This window comes from Nocardiopsis moroccensis (genome assembly GCF_055763695.1).
In genome coordinates this window covers 2,495,017-2,512,051 of sequence record NZ_CP199747.1, presented here as the reverse complement: position 1 = coordinate 2,512,051, position 17,035 = coordinate 2,495,017, and the positions used below count along the sequence as shown (strand labels likewise).

Here is a 17,035-nt window from a genome sequence, read left to right as displayed (position 1 = left end):
ATGGCCCTCCGCGAGTCCGGTCAGCCCGACACTGGCCTGCTCGACACACAGGCGATCCGGGAGGATTTTCCGATCCTGTCCCGGACCGTCCGTGACGAGCGCCCGCTGGTCTACCTCGACTCCGGGGCGACCTCGCAGAAACCGCGCCAGGTGCTGGACGCCGAGCGCGGGTTCTACGAACGCCACAACGCGGCGGTGCACCGTGGCGCGCACCAGCTCGCGGAGGAGGCCACCGACGCCTACGAGTCGGCCCGGGAGACGATCGCCGGTTTCATCGGCGCCGACTCCGACGAGGTGGTCTTCACCAAGAACGCCACCGAGGCGGTGAACCTGGTCGCGTACGCGATGAGCAACGCGGCCACGGCCGAGGACGGCCTGCGCGGGTTCCAGGTGGGCCCCGGGGACGAGATCGTCGTCACCGAGATGGAGCACCACGCCAACCTGGTGCCCTGGCAGCAGCTGTGCCGGCGCACCGGCGCGACGCTCCGCTGGTTCCCGGTCACCGAGTCGGGCCGCCTGGACCTTTCGGACCTGGGCGAGCTGGTCAACGAGCGCACCAAGCTGGTGGCGTTCGCGCACCAGTCCAACGTGCTCGGCACCGTGAACCCGGTCGGAGCCATCACCGCACGGGCCCGCGAGGTCGGCGCGATGGTGCTGCTGGACGCCTGCCAGTCGGTCCCGCACATGCCGGTGGACGTCAGCGGGCTGGACGTGGACTTCCTGGCCTTCTCCGGGCACAAGATGCTCGGTCCCAACGGGATCGGGGTGCTCTGGGGGCGCCGGGAACTGCTCGCCGCCATGCCGCCGTTCATCAGCGGTGGTTCGATGATCGGCGTGGTGCACATGAGCCACTCCACCTGGGCGGACCCGCCGCAGCGCTTCGAGGCCGGGGTGCCGATGGCCCCGCAGGCCGTCGGCCTGGCCGCGGCCTGTGACTACCTGTCGAAGGTGGGCATGGACCGGGTCGCCGCACACGAGCACACGCTCACCGAGTACGCCCTCAAGCACGTGGGCGCGATCGAGGGCGTGCGGATCGTGGGCCCGACCGAGGCGGTGGACCGGGGCGGCGCGGTGTCGTTCGTGGTGGACGACATCCACCCGCACGACCTTGGCCAGGTCCTGGACGACAAGGGCGTCGAGGTGCGGGTGGGCCACCACTGTGCCTGGCCGCTGCACCGCAAGCTCGGCATCGTCGCGACCACGCGCGCGTCCTTCTACCTCTACAACACGTTGGAGGACGTGGACGCGCTGGTGGAGGCCATCCGGGCCGCCCAGAGGTTCTTCGGGACCAGGGCCTAGGAACGATTCGGTGAACCACCGGGGGTGTTCTTCGCACGGGCCGAAGCGCAGCGCAGGCCCACGGAGAACACTGCTTAGGACGAGGATTCTGGCTGACCATGCAGTTGGACGCGATGTACCAGGAGATCATCCTGGACCACTACCGGAACCCGCACAACAAGGGGCTGCGGGATCCGCACGACTCCGAGGCGCATCACATCAACCCCACCTGTGGGGACGAGGTGACGCTCCGGGTGGCGCTGACCCCCGCCCCCGGCTCGGTGCTGGACGAGAAGGCCGTCGTCAGCGACATCTCCTATGAGGGGATGGGCTGCTCGATCAGCCAGGCCAGCACCTCGGTGCTCACCGACCTGCTCATCGGCAGAACGGTGGCCGAGGGTATGACGACCCTGGACGCGTTCACCGAGTTGATGCAGTCCAAGGGCAAGGGTGAGCCCGACGAGGACGTGCTGGAGGACGCCGTGGCGTTCGTCGGCGTGTCCAAGTACCCGGCTCGGATCAAGTGTGCCCTGCTGGGATGGATGGCCTGGAAGGACGCGGTGTCGCAGTCCTTGGAGAAGGAAGGCGCCTGAATGAGTGACAACGAGACCACGACGACCGAGCCCGCCGAGAAGCCCGAGGCCGCTCCGCTCTCCCCTGAGCAGGAGGCGTTGGCCGAGGAGATCGGCGAGGCGCTCAAGGACGTGATCGACCCCGAGCTCGGCGTGAACATCGTCGACCTGGGTCTGGTCTACGGGGTGAACCACGACGACGAGTCGATCACCCTGGACATGACCCTGACCAGCGCGGCCTGCCCGCTGACCGACGTGATCGAGGACCAGGCCAACAGCGCTCTGGACGAGTTCGAGCGCGAGGTCAAGATCAACTGGGTCTGGATGCCGCCGTGGGGTCCGGACAAGATCACCGACGACGGTCGGGACCAGCTGCGCATGCTGGGCTTCAACGTCTGATCTGATCCGACGTGCGAACGGGCCGGGCCCTGGGTGACTCCCAGGGGCCCGGCCCGTTCGTGTGTGCACCCGAACGGGCGTGCCGCGTCCTGGTCAGCACCGGTGCCGGTCGAGTCCGGCCATCTCCTGGACCTCGTGGGCGATGTCGTGCGGGGTGCGCACGAGCCTGCGGAACGGGATGCGGACGTCGTGGTCGCCGCCGGGACCCTCCAGACGCAGGCACAGGCCGTGCCGGTCCACCCCGAGGGGGCGGGGGCGGCCCTGGGGGAGCGGGGTGGGGCAGTGGGCGACCAGGGCCCGGAGCACGTCCGGGTGGTCGTCTTCGAGGTGGCGCAGCCAGGGCCCCTCCCAGCGGCCGAACGGGTCCGCGGCGGCTTCGGTGAACTCCTCCGGGTGCAGCAGGTGGCAGCCCTCGTTGTCGGAGTGGACGACCAGGTGGGGGTCCATGACGACCATGGTGCGGCCGTGGCCCAGGTCGAGCAGGCGCTCGTCGGGGTCCTCGGCCAGGACGGCGAGCGCACGGCCGCGTGCCTGGGCGGGGGGTGCGACGCTCAGGTCCCCGCTGATCCAGAGCAGCGAGCGGGTCGGGTCGCGCAGGTCCACCGGGGCGGTGTCGGTGAACTCCACGGTGGCCTCCAGGGTGCCTTCGCCGATCTCGGCCAGGACCCGGTGCTGGTCGGGGAGCAGCAGGGTGACCTCGCCTTCGGCCGTGGTGTGGCAGACGGCCCCGGTCAGGTGCAGGCAGGCGCGGGCGGTGGTGACCGTGGCCGGGTTGGGCCGGGAGAGGACGGAACGGGCCCTCTCGGCGGGGGAGGGCGCGAGGGAGTGCGGAGACAGGAGGACCACCTCAATTCTTTTAGGTAAGCCTAACCTATCTCTTTTTGGGTCGGTTCGGAACCCGGCAGGGGGTGGTTCACGGAGCGGCCCCCGCCGGGCGGGGTGCGACGGTCCCCGGCCGGATCCGGACCATCCGGACAGAGAAAAGGGGCCCGCGGTCGGAAGGTGTCCGGCCGCGGGCCCCGTCACGGGCTCGGGCGTCAGTGGGCGGCGAACATGGCCGAGCGCAGCTCGCTCGCGATGTCGTCGTCCCCGCGCAGGGACAGCACGTCCAGCAGCGCCTGGGGGTCGGCGAGGGACTCGTCCCCGTTGTCGGTGATCCGCCGGGAGAGGATCCTGAGCGCTTCCTCCGGGGCGGCCGGCGCCGTGTAGCCGATCAGGTGCAGGGCACGGGCGGTCGGCGGGTGCCCGCTCAGATCCCCGGCGGGCAGTTTGCGTGCGTCCAGACGGTCGCCGGAGACCGTGATGAAGATGCGGTCACCCGGCTGTGCGGCCTGGCGCCGCAGCAGCGGACGCAGGGAGTCGAAGGCGGGCTGGTCGCGCCAGACCAGGACCAGCAGGTCCGCGCCGGGGGCGGTCAGGCACAGCAGCCGACCGGGCTGGAGGCCCAGGAGGGTCGCATAGCCGTTGGGCACCGCCACGGGGGCACCGTTGAGGTGGTCGGCGGTGACGTCGATGCGGTGCCACCAGCGGCCGTCCGGGGCGCGGAAGCAGCGGGCCGACATGGCCGGTCCGCTCGCCCCCGGACGGACGGGCGCCTGTGCGTGGGTCGCCGCCGGAGTGGGGGGCATCGGCGGACGTGCAGCCGGAGCGGGGGCGTGCGGGGGCGGGAAACCGCCGTGGTCGGGTCCGGGTCTTTGCTGGTAGCCCTGGTCCGCGCCGGGCGGGGAAGGGTTGAAGGGCTCGGTGGTCGGCTGCCCGTCGGCGCGGCGGCGGATCGGTAGCCCGTTCTCCGTGGTGATCCCGGACTCCTCCGGTGAGTGGCCACCGCTGGGCGCCTCCATGGGCACCGAGGCGTCCACGAACACGTGGCCGTCGCGCAGGCTCACCCCGGGGGTGCTCAGCAGCCAGGCGCGCAACTCCTGCTGGCGGATACCGATCCGGCCCAGCCGGATGCCCGCCTCGGTCAGACTGGGGGCGTCGCCCAGCAGTTCCCGGGTCTGCCAGCGCAGCCGGTTCGGGTCGTCGGCGATGAGCCAGCCGTTGTGCATGCGCCGGTCGGTGAACAGGGTGATGATCACGCGCCACAGGGGGGTGTGCAGCGTGGGCACGTCCACCGGGTGGTCCGGATGCGCGTTGATGAGCCGGTCGATGGTGGTCGCGGCTCCGAGCTGCTCGGAGAGCTCCCGCAGGTGCTTGGTGATGGCGGCGCCCTCGGGGGAGCCGAGCCAGTGCAGCAGGCGTTCCTCGACCTTGCGCTGGGCGCTGCGGATGTCGGTCACGTCCACCGAGATCTGCTCCGACAGGACGCGGATGCTGATCGGGTCGGTGGCGAAGAGCCGTTCGGCGGCCACGGTCCGCTCCAGGTCCGGCCAGGAACGGAACATCTCCTCGACCAGGTCCACCAGCGGGTGCTGGCCCAGTGCGGGCGGGGCGGGGCGTTCCTCCGCCTGCTCCGGGAGCGGTGCCTTGGTCCGGCGGAAACTGGGGCGGCGCAGGGTGCGGCCGGGGCCCAGGAGCGAACTCCGGAACTGGGAGCGCAGGTCGCCCACACCGCTGTGCTCGGGACTGTGCTCCTGTGCGCCTCCCGTGTCGGAGGCCAGGGCCGCGCCGGGCAGCATCGCGGCGGAGCTGACCATGCCCCCGGCCACCGCGGAGGGCTGGGCCTCGGCGTCGGGGGAGTGGTGGTCCGCCGGGGCCTGCCGGCTCTCGGGTACCTGCTCCTGGTCCCGTTGGGCCCGCAGGGCCCGCAGGGTCCGGATGGCGCGGGTGGCGGGGGTCTGCGGCGGGACCGAATCGTCCCCGCCGCCCTCGGCGGAACCGGTGGACCCGTCCACCCCGGTGGCGGAGGTGAGGTAGTCGAGCGCGTTGCGCACGTGTTCGGGGGCCGACTCGGGGAGCCAGTGCGAGATGGTGCGCACGGCCTCCAACATGAGTGCGGGGGAGGGGGTGGGGCCGCTGGGGAGCTCACAGCAGGGCTGGAGGGCGCGCCAGGCGACCGTGCTCACGACGTCGAGGACCCCGCAGCTCTGGAGGTGCCACTCGTGGATCTCCGCGGGGCTGGCCGAGATGAGCCGGTCCCAGTCCCCGGCGGTGGCGGTCACGGCGCCGCGTACGGGATCGGCCAGGTCCGAGCAGTCCACCGGTTGGGTGCGCAGGCTGGGCAGGAACTCCGCGAGGGGGATGTGCCCCCACTGTTCCACGGCGAGGCGGGCCAGACCGTTGGCCAGCCAGGGCGGTCCCGCGATGTCCAGGACGCGGGCGACGGGCAGCGAGTGCCACCAGCCGTCGATCAGACGGTCGTGGTGGAGCAGGGGTGCCACGTCCGGCGACCTCGACCACCGCAGGGCGGGCGCGAGGTCGACGAGGCAGATCGGAGAGACGGCGTTCATCCGCTGGGGACCTCGACCTCCTGGTGTCTGCACGTGAATTCGGGAGGAACCGCACGGGCCTTCGGTTCGATGCACCACAGTACGCGTCCTTGACCCGGAGGGGGACGGGTCGGGAGCCGGCTCGGCCGTTTCGCGCGGGGCACGGTCAGCCGAGGGACAGGGGTGCCGTGAGCACTTCTCCGAGATCGTACGTGTCCTGGGGCCACATGGGTAGTCCCAGGACGTCCCGGTACGCCTGCGCCCGGGGGTGAACACGCTGTGTGATGGCCGTGACGGAAGAGATCCGTGCCAAAAACAGACCAACTTATGTGATCTACCTCATGTCGGACTTTCGGCTCTTCTCGTCGCCGTCCTTCGTTCTCGGTACGACGCTCTCGCTGCCCGCACCGCCCTCGGTCGGAGCCGGGTTCCCAGGGGCGTCGGGCCGGGACGCCCCGGCCGGAGAACTCCTGTCCAGGCCCGGCGCTCCGATGCCGGGCGCGGGTATGCTGAACGGGCACTGTCCTCGCCCGAGCGCCCCTCGGCCGGGTGGCCATGGCGCGGCCGACCCCGGGGCCGACGGTGCTCGGACATTCGGGCCAGCGGCACACCGCGACCCGCCAAGACTTCCGTTCCCGCGCACCCCGGCGCTTGGCAGGCGTGGGACGGTCGATCCGGATGATTGGTTGACGTGACAGACCTTGAGATGAATCCCCCCGCTGCCGCGCCCGTGGCCAGACCGGAACTGATCCGGTCCTACGTGGCGATCGGTGACAGCATCACAGAGGGGATGGAGGACGACAGCGGCCCCGGCGGCGAGTACCGGGGGTTCGCGGACCGCCTCGCCGAACACCTGGGCACGCTCTCTCCCGACTTCCGCTACGCCAACCTCGGTGTGCGCGGGCGCCGGATGAAGCACATCTTCGGCGAACAGCTCGACCAGACCCTCGCCTGGAAACCGGACCTGGTCACCGTCCTCGCCGGAGGAAACGACGTCCTGCGCCCCGGGGGCGACCTGGACGAGCTGGCCGAGAACTTCGAGTGGGGCGTACGTCAGCTGCGCGACGCGGGAATCCGGGTCGTGATCCTCGCCGGGCACGACACCGGATGGATCCCCGTCCTGCGCCTCTACCGCGGCCGTATCGCGGTGTTCAGCATGCACATGCGCGCGGTGGCCGAACGCACCGGAACCGAGATCGTCGACCTGTGGGCGCTCAACGCCCTCAACGACCCCCGCGCCTGGAGCGACGACCGGCTGCACCCCAACGGCGCGGGACACCAGATCGTCGCGGCCCGCGTCGCCGACCTGCTCGGCCACCCGATGGGACCGCCCGAGTCCTGGACCGACCCCTGGTCCACCCCGCCCCAGCAGCTCCCCCGGATCCTGCGCCGCCGTGAGGGCCGACGCTGGGCCCGTCAGCACCTCGTACCGTGGCTGCGCCGCCGGGCCATGGGCCGTTCCTCCGGGGACGGCCGGCTGCCCCGGAGACCGGAACTGGACTACCTGCACGACGAGGAGACCCGCGAACTCCTCCGCCGGAAGTTGCAGGAGGCCGGGGCGGACACGCACTACAACGACTACTCCGCGGACGACACCCCGCCGACCAGCAGCCCCTCCGGCACCAAGGGCCCCGAGCCCCAGCGCTGACCGGGCACCGGCCGACTGGGCGGTGTGAGCGCAGGCGAGCCCGACAGGGGCCCGCGGCGGGCGGCAACCCAGGTTCGGTGGGCCCCAGGGCTCCTCGCGCCGGGCGCCGCCTCAGTTCCGGGACAGGGACTGGATCAGAGCGCTGACGTGCACCATCCCCAGGCACTGACCGTAGGGGTTGGTCGCGATCAGGTCGTCGTAGACGCGCTCGCGGTCCTGGCCCGCGACCCGTAGCGCGGCGATCGCCGACATCCAGGCCGGAACCGTCCGCGGGGCCTCGGCCAGCCGAAGGGCCGGGCGCTTGGCGTGCAGGGCGTGCCCGTAGCGCCCCGTCACCGACAACAGGAAACGCGTCCGGTCGATCACCCCGAGCGGACGCTCCCGGTGGTCGATCAGCACGACACTGTTGAGGGCGGGGTCGTCGGTGAAGGCTTCCAGGATCTGCTCGGCGGTGGAGTTGGAGTCGAAGCCGACCGGCGGGACCATGAACTCGGTGACGCGCGGGCCGGAGTCCACGTCGCCCTGGGCGGCCGCCGCCGGCTCGGGCACCGGGGTCACCCGCTCACCGGGCCGCCACCCCTGGTCGGCGAAGAACGTCCCGCCACCCAACCGCACCCCGCACTCGCGCAGCCGAACGATCTCCTCGGCACTGGTCACCCCCGCGGCCACCGCGTACACGCCGCTGCTCCGCCCGATCCGGGCCAGCCCGGCCACGATCCCCCCGTTGCGGTGGTCGCCGTCGATCCCCGAGACGAGGGAGGGGTCCAACCGGATCAGGAACGGCGCCGCCTCCACCACCAGGTCCGGGCGGGCCATGGCCGTACCGAACCCGCAGCGGAAACCGGAGGCCCGAAGCCGGGCCACCCCCGACAGGACCGTGGTCCGCGGCAGCTCCGCGAGGTCGGCGGTCAGCATGAACGTGACGTCACGCGGGCGTCGCCCGGCCCGTCGCAGGCCGCTCTCCGCGAGGACCGCGAAGTCCTCCCCGGCGGCCAGCGCCCAGGCGGGCAGCGGAAGCACCAGGGGCAGGAGGCCCTCGGCCCCGGCGGCCTCGCGCACCAGTGACAGCAGCCACTCGGCCACGGCCGCGGCCTCCCGTTCGGAGACCTCGGCCCCGCCGCGTCTGCCCGGCGGAGCCGCGGCCACCTCCACCGCCACGACGGCGCCGGAGTCCAGGTCCACCACGGGGCGGTAGGACAGGGCGGTACGGGCCCTCGTCGGGTCCGTTTCAGGGGTACCGGACGCCGGGGCAGCGGTGCCGGGGGCCGGGGGCGGGTCCTGGCGTACTGGGTGCGGGGGAAGCGTGGACACGGGACCCATGGTGACGGGCGGGGGCACCGACCTGAAGACCTGTCCGACTCTGTTCAACACACCTTCACGAGCCGTTTCGCGCGGGCGGCCGGTGCGGGGAAGGGCCCGGGTACGCAGAACGGGCCCCGTCCGGTGGACGGAGCCCGTTCGCGGGTGCGGTCGGTCAGGCCCGGCGGAAGGCCACCGCGATGTTGTGGCCGCCGAAGCCGAAGGACTCGTTGATGGCCGCGACGTCCCCCTCGGGCATGTCCCGGGGCTTGTCGCGGACGATGTCCACGGCCACGTCCGGGTCGAGCTCGGCGATGTTGATGGTCGGCGGGATCCGGCCCTCGTGCAGGGCCAGGATCGTCGCGATCGACTCCACCGCGCCCGCGCCGCCCAGGAGGTGGCCGGTCATCGACTTGGTGGAGGTCACCGCGACCCGGTCGGCGGCGGAGTCGCCCAGAGCCGAGCGGATCGCCCGGGTCTCACCGACGTCTCCGGCCGGGGTGGACGTGGCGTGCGCGTTGACGTGCACGATGTCGCTGGGCTCGAGGTCGGCGTCGGCCAGGGCCTGGGTGATGGCGCGGGCCTGGCCGGCGCCCTCCGGGTCGGGCTGCACGATGTCGTAGGCGTCGTCGGTGTAGCCGACGCCCGCGGCGTGGGCGTACACCCGCGCACCGCGCTTGGCCGCGTGCTCGGCCGACTCCAGGATCAGGATGCCCGCGCCCTCGCCCATGACGAAGCCGTCGCGGTCGGCGTCCCAGGGGCGGGAGGCGCCCTGTGGGTCGTCGTTGCGCGTGGACAGGGCCCGCATCGAGGCGAAGGAGGCGATGTTCAGGGGGTGGATCGCGGCCTCGGTACCGCCCGCGATCACCACGTCGGCCCGGCCTGCGCGGATCATGTCCACACCGTTGGCGATGGCCTCGGCACTGGATGCGCAGGCGCTGACCGGGGCGTGCGCCCCCGCGCGGGCGGTGAACTCCAGGGCCACGGCCGCGGCCGGGCTGTTGGGCATGAGCATGGGCACGGTGAACGGGGAGACCCGCTTCCAGCCCTTCTCACGGAAGGTGTCGTACTGCTCCAGGATGGTGAGGATGCCACCGATCCCGCTGGAGACCACCACTCCGAGGCGGATGGGGTCGATCTCGGGAGCGCCCGCGTGGTCCCACGCCTCCTGAGCGGCGATGAGCGCGAACTGCTGGGTCCGGTCGAGGCGGCGCAGGCGCGGGCGCGGCAGCTTCTCGGAGGGCTCCTGCGCGATCTGCCCCGCGAAGTGCACCGGGAGCTTGTCGTGCCAGTCCTCCGGCAGGGTGCTGATCCCGGAGCGGCCGTCGAGGAGCGCGGACCATGTGGTCGCGACGTCACCCCCGAGGGGGGTGGTGGCGCCGAGGCCGGTGACGACGACATCGGTCTTGGACATGATCCGATCGCCCTTCTCGTGGGTCGTTCCCGGCCGTGTGCGCCGGGAGGCGTGGCGGATGGTTCGGTCTGGGTGTCCGGGGTGCGGACGGGTGGGCCGCCGGGACCGGGTGGGCCCCGGCGGCCCGGACACAGCTACTTCTGGATGAAGTTGATGACGTCCTGGACCGTCTTGAGGTCCTTGAGCTGGTCGTCGGGGATCTCCACGCCGAACTTGTCCTGCGCGGCGACGGCGATCTCCACCATGGACAGCGAGTCGATGTCCAGGTCGTCCACGAAGCTCTTCTCGGGCGTGACGTCGGAAGGCTCGGTGCCGACGATCTCCTCGACGATTTCGCCGAGGCCGGCCAGGATCTCCTGCTCGCTGAGGGCCATGTCTTGTTTCTCCTTGCTTGACGAATGTGGTGTCGGGAAACGGTCCCGTGTGGAACGGGCGCACCCGGGCTGCCGGGGTCGGATCAGGGGATACGGATCACCTGTGCGGCGTAGACCAAGCCCGCACCGAATCCCAGGGTGAGCACGGTGCTCCCCGACGGCAGTTCCCCGCGTTCGATCATGCGCGACAGCGCCAGAGGGATCGAGGCGGAGGAGGTGTTGCCAGCGGTGACGATATCGCGGGCCACGAGTGCCTGGGGCGCACCCAGCTTGCGCGCGATGGACTCGACGATCCGCAGGTTGGCCTGGTGGGGCACGAAGGCGGTGAGCTCGGAGGGCTCCACGCCGGCCCGCTCCAGGGCTTGCAGGGCCACCTTGTACAGCTCGGTGGTGGTCCACCGGAAGACTGCCTGGCCCTCCTGGTAGAGGTACTTGCCCTCACGCAGGTAGATCTTGTCGGCGCGCTCGCCGGAGGAACCCCACACGACCGGACCGATGCCGTGGTCCTCGGTGGCGGAGACCACGGCCGCCCCGGCACCGTCGGCGAAGATCACACAGGTGGAGCGGTCCTGCCAGTCCACCCAGTCGCTGAGCTTCTCCGAACCGATCACCAGGACGTTGCGCGCGCTGGCGGCCCGGACGGAGTCCGAGGCCAGCCCCAGGGCGTAACAGAAGCCCGCGCAGGCGGCGTTGACGTCGAAGGCGCCCGGGGCGGTGATGCCGAGCCGGGCGGCGACGGTGGCGGCGGTGTTGGGGATCTGGTCCTGCACGGTGCAGGTGGCCACGATCACCAGGTCGATGTCCTCGGGGGAGAGCCCGCCGGCCGCCAGGGCCTTGCCTCCGGCTGCCACGGCCATGCTCGCCACGGTGTCCTCGGGGCCCGCGATGCGGCGCTCCTTGATGCCCACCCGGCTCTGGATCCACTCGTCGGTGGTCTCGACACGGGCCTCCAGGTCGGCGTTGGTCACCACGCCGGACGGCTGGTACTCGCCGAAGGAGAGGATCGCGGCGCCGCCGGGCACGTTCGGGGACTTGAACATGGTCAGCCTTCCTGCTGGGTGCTCGCGGAGGAGGCGGTTCCCGCGTGCTCCTTGATGAGGGCGCCTGCGCGATCGAGGTCGTCGGGGGTCTTCACCGCGAGGAGTTCGACACCGCGCAGCGCGCGTTTGGCGAGGCCGGTGAGCGTGCCCGCGGGCGTCAGCTCGATGAGCGCGCTCACCCCCAGGTCGGCGAGCGTCTGGGTGCAGGCGTCCCATCGGACGGGGGAGGAGACCTGGGCGATCAGGCGCTCCAGGTATTCGGAGCCGCTGCCGACCACGGCACCGTCGGCGTTGGACAGCAGCCGCACCGCGGGGTCGGCGGGCTCCAGCCCCCGGGCGGCGGCCCGTACCCGTTCCACGGCCGGGGCCATGTGCTCGGTGTGGAAGGCACCCGCGACGGACAGGGGGCGGAGCCGGGCCCGTTCGGGCGGGTTCTCGGCGAAGGCGGCCAGTTGCGCGGTGGTGCCCGCGGCCACGATCTGGCCGGAGCCGTTGTCGTTGGCCGGGGTCAGTCCGGCGGCCTCGACGGCGGCCAGGACGTCCTCGCGTTTGCCGCCCAGGACCGCGGTCATGCCGGTCTCGGCCTGCGCGGCGGCGTCGGCCATCCCCCGGCCGCGTTCGGCGACCAGCGCCAGCGCGTCCTCGGGGGAGAGCACGCCCGCGATCGCGGCGGCGGTGAACTCGCCGACGCTGTGCCCCGCCGTGGCGTCCACGAGCGAGGGGTCGGCGGGCAGCGGGGCCCCGGGGACGGACGGCGGGCCGAGCACGGCGGAGGCCGCGGCGAGGCCGGCGCTGACCAGCAGGGGCTGGGCGACGGCGGTGTCACGGATCTCTTCCGCGTCCGCGGTGGTGCCGTAGCGCACCAGGTCGAGGCCGGTCACCTCGGACCACGAGGCGAACTTCTCGGTCATGCCGGGGAGTTCGAGCCACGGTGAGAGGAAACCGGGAACCTGGGCGCCTTGGCCGGGAGCAACGATTACAAGCACGACATCAACCTTGCCCTGTAGGAGATCACCAGTTGGATAGGGAGAGACACGAAGTTAGGAGGAGACCGTTTGTAGGTACTCCACAAAACGGCGTCCGAGCTGTGCCCGCAAGCCCGAAACGGGTGGAGGAGATCACTTTCCGACGTTACGCGGGCCCCTCCGGGCGCCGTCCGCGGACCCCGCTCACCTGGAGGGTGACGGCCGACACGGGGGTGAACCCCGGGGCGGGACCGGAGAGGATGCGAACCTGGACGGGTGAACACCGAATCCCAACCGACTGAGGACGGCCCGGCCGCGCCGTCCGCCTCCGAGGCCGCACAGGACCAGACCCGCGCGGAGACCGTCCGGCGCCTGGAGCGCTCCATGGGCGTACTGGGCACCGCCGCCGTCAACCGGATGGAGGAGCGGCTCGGCTGGTTCCGCAGGATGTCGGCCCAGGACCGCTCCTGGATCGGGTTGGTGGCCCAGTCCGGGGTCGCCGCCTTCGTGGACTGGTTCCGCAACCCCGGGCGGGGCCGGCCCGCGATCACCGTGGAGGTCTTCGGCACCGCCCCGCGCGAGCTCACCCGCTCGGTCTCCCTCCAACAGACCGTCGACATGATCCGTGTGGTCATCGACGTGGTGGAGAGCCAGGTCGAGGAGCTGGCCGCACCCGGCGGTGAGCAGCAGCTGCGCGAGGCCATGCTCCGCTACACCCGCGAGGTGGCCTTCAGTTCCGCGAAGGTCTACGCCCGCGCGGCCGAGGCGAGGGGGGCCTGGGACGCGCGCCTGGAGGCACTGATCGTCGACGCCCTGCTGCACGGCGACCAGGTGGAGGGCCTGCAGACCTGGGGTTCTGCGCTGGGCTGGTCGCACACCCCGGTGATCGCGGTGGCCGGGGACGTCGGCGAGGACACCGGCGGCAAGGTCCTCGACGATCTGCGCTCGGCCGCCCGCCGCCTCGGTTACGACGTGCTGGCGGGCACGCAGGGGCGTCGCGTGGTCGTGGTGATCGGCGTGGGCGACCGGTACCCGGTCGACGAACTTCCGCTCGCCGCCGCCGAACCCCTGGCCGGGCTCTTCGGGGACGGGCCCGTGGTGGTGGGGCCGACCGTGCCCGACCTGCACGCGGCGGGGGCCTCGCTGCGCGCGGCCGTGAGCGGTCTCCGGTCCGCCGTGGCCTGGCCCGACGCGCCGCGCCCGGTGCTCGCGGACGACCTGCTGCCCGAACGCGCCCTGGAGGGCGACGCCGAGGCCCGCCGCCAGCTCGTGACCGAGGTCTTCCTCCCGCTGCGGAGCGCGGGCTCCCCGCTCCTGGACACGCTGTCGGTGTACCTGGAGCACGCCTCCTCGTTGGAGGCCACCGCGCGGATGCTCTTCGTGCATCCGAACACGGTGCGCTACCGGCTCAGCCGTATCTCGGAGCTCACCGGACACATCCCCTCCGACGGTCGGGGCTCGTTCGTACTCCGGATCGCGGTGGCCCTCGGAAGGCTGTCCGAAACCCGGGAGGGATGATTCGCCTCACCGGTATCAGGCATAACCGTGACGGAGCCCGCCGGGACGTCGTAATCTTATCGTTGCCTGCTATTTCGGCTGCCTTATGGAAGTTTCACCAGCGCCGGGTATGCCTGTAACTGACCGTGTGCGCCCGGGGACCAGGCGAAAGAGATAGCTTTGATACGGGCGGGCTGCAGGTGGAGCCAAGAGGCGACGAAAACCCTCGGGCGACGCTCCCCGCACCGCCTCGTCACGACGTTCTTGGGGGGTCCAACGCTGTGGTCGAGCGACCGAGGAAGAGGTTCCGGATACTACGCCCGGTGATCGATTTCGTTCTCCAGCCCACTCAGGAGGGCGAGCTGCGCAGACGGGTGCTGTTCTGGGTCCCCGCGCCGATCCCGGTCCTGGGGCTGGTCTACCTCATGGTGGGAGGGACGTTCTCCGCCGCCGGATGGACGATCCTGCTCGCCGCCAGCGTGGGGGTGGGAACGATGCTGCTCGCCATGCTCGTGCAGCCCACACCGCTGCCGGAGGGCCTGGCCCCGCCGGTGTCGGCCCGCCGTTCCCTGCACCGCTTCCGCCAGTTCACCCAGCTGCGGGTGGCGCTGGCCCTGGTGCCGATGGCGATCGGTGCGGCCGCCGCGGTCGCGGGCGGCGGCATGTACCCGCTGTTCGCCGCGCTGGCCCTGGCCTGGCCGCAACTGCTGCTGGCCGTGCCCACCTTCTTCACCATCACCAAGGCGCGCCGCGCCATGGAGGCCTGGGGCACCACGGCCTACCTGTGGCACGCGCTGTCCCGACCGGCCAGGGTCACCTGGCCGGTCGCCACCCCGCTGGCCCGCTCCTACCGTGCCTGGCGGGCCGACCGGGACCGCCGTCTGGCCCAGCAGAAGGAGCAGGACCAGCAGCAGGAGAAGGCGTGGCAGGAGGCCGTGCGGGAGGAGAAGCTCAACCCGACCGGGACCGCGGCCCCCGAACCGGAGGCGTCCGGCAGCGAATCCGGCACCGGGGAGTCCGGGCTCCAGCGGACCCGCAGGCTCCACGCGCTGCCGGAGGAGACCGGTAACGAGGACAACGAGCCCACCGCGCTCCTTCCCAAACCCGAACCGGCCGCTTCCGAGGGCGCTCCCGCACCGGCCGCCGGGACCCGCGGCACGGTGCACCGGGCCGCCCGGCAGATCCTCGAACAGGGCGGCGCACTCGGCCTGGGAGTCCGGCGCAGGCGCCGCGGCCCCCACACCACCCGGCCTCCCCGCTCCAACAAGCCCTGACCGGTCCGGCGGCGCCCCGTCCGGGCGCCGCCGGGCGTCGTCCGCCGACCGGTCGTCCTCGGAGTCCCTGGCGTCGGTCGGCGGGAGAGCGGTTCCGGCCAGGCGGCCGCGATCACACCCGGGCGCGGCGGTGCACCTCGGGCAGGGCTTCGCCGCCGCCCTGCGGGCAGTGGTACCAGCGCGCCTCGGCCTCACGGCCGTCGAAGGCCACCTCACCGATGGTGTTGCCGAAGTACGGGCGCCCGGCCAGACGCCACGACAGCGGGCTGCGGCGCACCCCGGCCAGCCTCGTCATGACCAGTCCGGCCAGATGGAAGGGCCGGCTCGCGGACAGGGCGGCGGCGCGGCGGAAGTTCAGCGGGAGCTGGTTGCACAGCGCGGAGGAGACCAGCTGGGTCACCCGGGACGTCGTCCCTCCCGCGCGGGCACGGGCGCGGGCCAGGTAGGAGAAGTGGACGTCCCCGCCGAGCAGGAGGACGGTGGCGGGGGCCGGGCCGCGTCCGCCCCGGGCGACGTCGAGCAGCGCGTCGGCGAGGCGGTGGAAGGAGTACTGGAAGGCGCCCCAGTGCTCCAGGTCCAGGGCCTGGCGGAGCCTTTCCGCGGGGCCGCGCGCCGCCGCACCCCAGGCGCCGCCGCAGACCGCCTCGTTCCAGGCCTCCAGGTGGTGCACCGGCGGCGGCAGCAGGACCGGGACGGTGGAGGCCACGACGATGTGCTCCGGGCCGCCGGTGAGGTTCTCGTCGAGCCAGTCGTGTCCCTCGGAGCCGAGGATGGACCGGGAGCCGTCGGAGGGGTCGCCCTCGCCCAGGGCCCGGTTGCAGCGGGTGTCGGCCACCAGGATCCGGACGCCGCCCACGTCGTGGCGGTGGCTCCACCGGTAGGAGGACGGTTCCTCGTGGGCCCGCCAGGCGAAGGAGTCGAGGGTGTCCCCGGCATCGGTGCCGCGCTCCCGGTGGTCGCGGACCGCGGCCCACAGCGGGTCCTTGGCCCGCGCGTCGGGGGAGAGGTTCCCCACGTGCTGGTACACCCAGTAGGCGCCGAGCCCGCTCGTCACCCGGGTACGCCACCACGGATGCTCGTCCATCTCGCGCCGCCAGGCCGCCGAGGTGTTCCAGTCGTCGCGGATGTCGTGGTCGTCGAAGACCATCAGGGTGGGGACGGTCGACAGCAGCCACCGCACCTGGGGATCGGACCAGGCCTGCCGGTAGAGCTCGGCGTACTCGTCGTAGCGCACCACCTCGTCCTCGGGTGCGTCGTCCCCGGACGCGTCGTCACCGGAGTCGGTGCGGCGCACCTGCCCGAGGAAGGCGCGCATCGGCTCCTGGACCTCGTCGGCGTAGACCTGGTCGCCGATCAGCAGCAGCGCCAGGTTCTCGTCGGCGGAGTCGAAACCCTCCCGTGCCAGCCGGCGCGCGCTCGCGCGGAGCATGTCGGGCCCGTAGCGGACCAGCCCCTCGGGTGTGTCCCCGGTGGGGGTGCGGCAGGAACCGTACAGGAGCCGGGTGGGCGCCTGCGGGGAGAGCGTGCGCAGGACGCTCGGCGGCAGGGGGCTGTCGGGCTCGGGCCAGACCCGGTCCTCGCCGAGGAAGACCTCGTAGGGAAGGACCGCACCGGTGGGGAGGCCGTCGATTTCGCACACGGCGTAGTGGTGGCCGTGGACCGTGAAGGTCCGGGCGGTGTGGACCGCCCCGCCGTCCACACGGATCCGGACGTCACAGGGCGCGTCCGTCTCCACCCACACCGTTGCGGTGGTGGGTCCCACATGCCGCAGCATGGGGCCCAAACATAACGAGACAGTCACCCTTTTCCCTTCTTTCGACCAGTTTCACACACGTCGACGACGAGTATGGACCCTCCGCGCAGCTCGCGGCCACGCACGGTTGACATGGGATGGTTGCGCCCGGGGC

General features: G+C 72.1%; 14 protein-coding genes. 6 read left to right on the top strand and 8 right to left on the bottom strand.

Annotated features, from left to right (window positions below):
• The 3 genes from ACUKCB_RS11150 (at position 1) to ACUKCB_RS11140 (ending at position 2,249) form a co-directional block, all read left to right on the top strand.
• Positions 1-1,299 carry a cysteine desulfurase gene (locus tag ACUKCB_RS11150; RefSeq protein WP_473040440.1) on the top strand — a complete coding sequence of 433 codons (1,299 nt, stop codon included), beginning with the start codon at positions 1-3 and terminating at the stop codon, positions 1,297-1,299.
• 98 nt (positions 1,300-1,397) lie between these two features.
• The gene (sufU, locus tag ACUKCB_RS11145) at positions 1,398-1,871 is read left to right on the top strand and encodes a Fe-S cluster assembly sulfur transfer protein SufU (RefSeq protein WP_473040439.1); all 474 of its coding nucleotides are present in this window, start codon (positions 1,398-1,400) and stop codon (positions 1,869-1,871) included.
• Positions 1,872-2,249, top strand: coding sequence for a metal-sulfur cluster assembly factor (locus ACUKCB_RS11140; RefSeq protein ID WP_191271362.1), 378 nt, complete (start codon positions 1,872-1,874; stop codon positions 2,247-2,249).
• Between the two features lie 93 nt (positions 2,250-2,342).
• On the opposite strand, the gene ACUKCB_RS11135 is transcribed toward ACUKCB_RS11140, so the two are convergent.
• Positions 2,343-3,095, bottom strand: a complete 753-nt coding sequence (locus tag ACUKCB_RS11135; protein WP_473040438.1) for a DUF2470 domain-containing protein — start codon at positions 3,093-3,095, stop codon at positions 2,343-2,345.
• Positions 3,096-3,286: 191 nt separating this feature from the next.
• Entirely contained in the window at positions 3,287-5,638 is a 2,352-nt protein-coding gene (locus tag ACUKCB_RS11130) for a hypothetical protein (RefSeq protein WP_473040437.1), read from the bottom strand.
• 685 nt (positions 5,639-6,323) lie between these two features.
• Here ACUKCB_RS11130 and ACUKCB_RS11125 point away from each other — a divergent pair.
• A complete protein-coding gene (locus tag ACUKCB_RS11125) occupies positions 6,324-7,265 on the top strand; it encodes an SGNH/GDSL hydrolase family protein (RefSeq protein WP_473040436.1) in 942 nt (313 codons plus the stop codon).
• Positions 7,266-7,376: 111 nt separating this feature from the next.
• On the opposite strand, the gene ACUKCB_RS11120 is transcribed toward ACUKCB_RS11125, so the two are convergent.
• From ACUKCB_RS11120 to ACUKCB_RS11100, 5 genes are all read right to left on the bottom strand, one after another.
• Positions 7,377-8,576, bottom strand: a complete 1,200-nt coding sequence (locus ACUKCB_RS11120; RefSeq protein WP_473040435.1) for an EAL domain-containing protein — start codon at positions 8,574-8,576, stop codon at positions 7,377-7,379.
• Between the two features lie 163 nt (positions 8,577-8,739).
• Positions 8,740-9,978 carry a beta-ketoacyl-ACP synthase II gene (gene fabF / locus ACUKCB_RS11115; protein ID WP_473040434.1) on the bottom strand — a complete coding sequence of 413 codons (1,239 nt, stop codon included), beginning with the start codon at positions 9,976-9,978 and terminating at the stop codon, positions 8,740-8,742.
• Between the two features lie 134 nt (positions 9,979-10,112).
• Entirely contained in the window at positions 10,113-10,352 is a 240-nt protein-coding gene (locus tag ACUKCB_RS11110) for an acyl carrier protein (RefSeq protein ID WP_017589705.1), read from the bottom strand.
• Between the two features lie 83 nt (positions 10,353-10,435).
• Positions 10,436-11,392: a beta-ketoacyl-ACP synthase III gene (locus ACUKCB_RS11105; RefSeq protein WP_473040433.1), complete on the bottom strand. Its 957-nt coding sequence runs from the start codon at positions 11,390-11,392 to the stop codon at positions 10,436-10,438.
• 2 nt (positions 11,393-11,394) lie between these two features.
• Entirely contained in the window at positions 11,395-12,303 is a 909-nt protein-coding gene (locus ACUKCB_RS11100; RefSeq protein WP_473040975.1) for an ACP S-malonyltransferase, read from the bottom strand.
• Between the two features lie 330 nt (positions 12,304-12,633).
• Here ACUKCB_RS11100 and ACUKCB_RS11095 point away from each other — a divergent pair, with 330 nt between their 5' ends.
• Positions 12,634-13,875 carry a PucR family transcriptional regulator gene (locus ACUKCB_RS11095; RefSeq protein WP_473040432.1) on the top strand — a complete coding sequence of 414 codons (1,242 nt, stop codon included), beginning with the start codon at positions 12,634-12,636 and terminating at the stop codon, positions 13,873-13,875.
• A gap of 302 nt (positions 13,876-14,177) precedes the next feature.
• A complete protein-coding gene (locus ACUKCB_RS11090; RefSeq protein WP_473040431.1) occupies positions 14,178-15,128 on the top strand; it encodes a hypothetical protein in 951 nt (316 codons plus the stop codon).
• A gap of 112 nt (positions 15,129-15,240) precedes the next feature.
• Here the strand turns inward: ACUKCB_RS11090 and ACUKCB_RS11085 are convergent, their stop codons facing one another.
• Positions 15,241-16,929 (bottom strand): alkaline phosphatase D family protein, encoded by a 1,689-nt coding sequence (locus tag ACUKCB_RS11085; protein WP_473040430.1) that lies wholly within the window; start codon positions 16,927-16,929, stop codon positions 15,241-15,243.
• Positions 16,930-17,035: the final 106 nt, after the last annotated feature.

Excerpts from the sequence above, each read along its gene's own strand:
- ACUKCB_RS11150 (WP_473040440.1), top strand. The coding sequence starts at position 1 with ATGGCCCTCCGCGAGTCCGGTCAGCCCGACACTGGCCTGCTCGACACA.
- ACUKCB_RS11100 (WP_473040975.1), bottom strand. The coding sequence starts at position 12,303 with ATGACCGAGAAGTTCGCCTCGTGGTCCGAGGTGACCGGCCTCGACCTG.
- ACUKCB_RS11140 (WP_191271362.1), top strand. The coding sequence starts at position 1,872 with ATGAGTGACAACGAGACCACGACGACCGAGCCCGCCGAGAAGCCCGAG.
- fabF (WP_473040434.1), bottom strand. The coding sequence starts at position 9,978 with ATGTCCAAGACCGATGTCGTCGTCACCGGCCTCGGCGCCACCACCCCC.
- ACUKCB_RS11125 (WP_473040436.1), top strand. The coding sequence starts at position 6,324 with ATGAATCCCCCCGCTGCCGCGCCCGTGGCCAGACCGGAACTGATCCGG.
- ACUKCB_RS11130 (WP_473040437.1), bottom strand. The coding sequence starts at position 5,638 with ATGAACGCCGTCTCTCCGATCTGCCTCGTCGACCTCGCGCCCGCCCTG.
- ACUKCB_RS11110 (WP_017589705.1), bottom strand. The coding sequence starts at position 10,352 with ATGGCCCTCAGCGAGCAGGAGATCCTGGCCGGCCTCGGCGAAATCGTC.
- sufU (WP_473040439.1), top strand. The coding sequence starts at position 1,398 with ATGCAGTTGGACGCGATGTACCAGGAGATCATCCTGGACCACTACCGG.
- ACUKCB_RS11105 (WP_473040433.1), bottom strand. The coding sequence starts at position 11,392 with ATGTTCAAGTCCCCGAACGTGCCCGGCGGCGCCGCGATCCTCTCCTTC.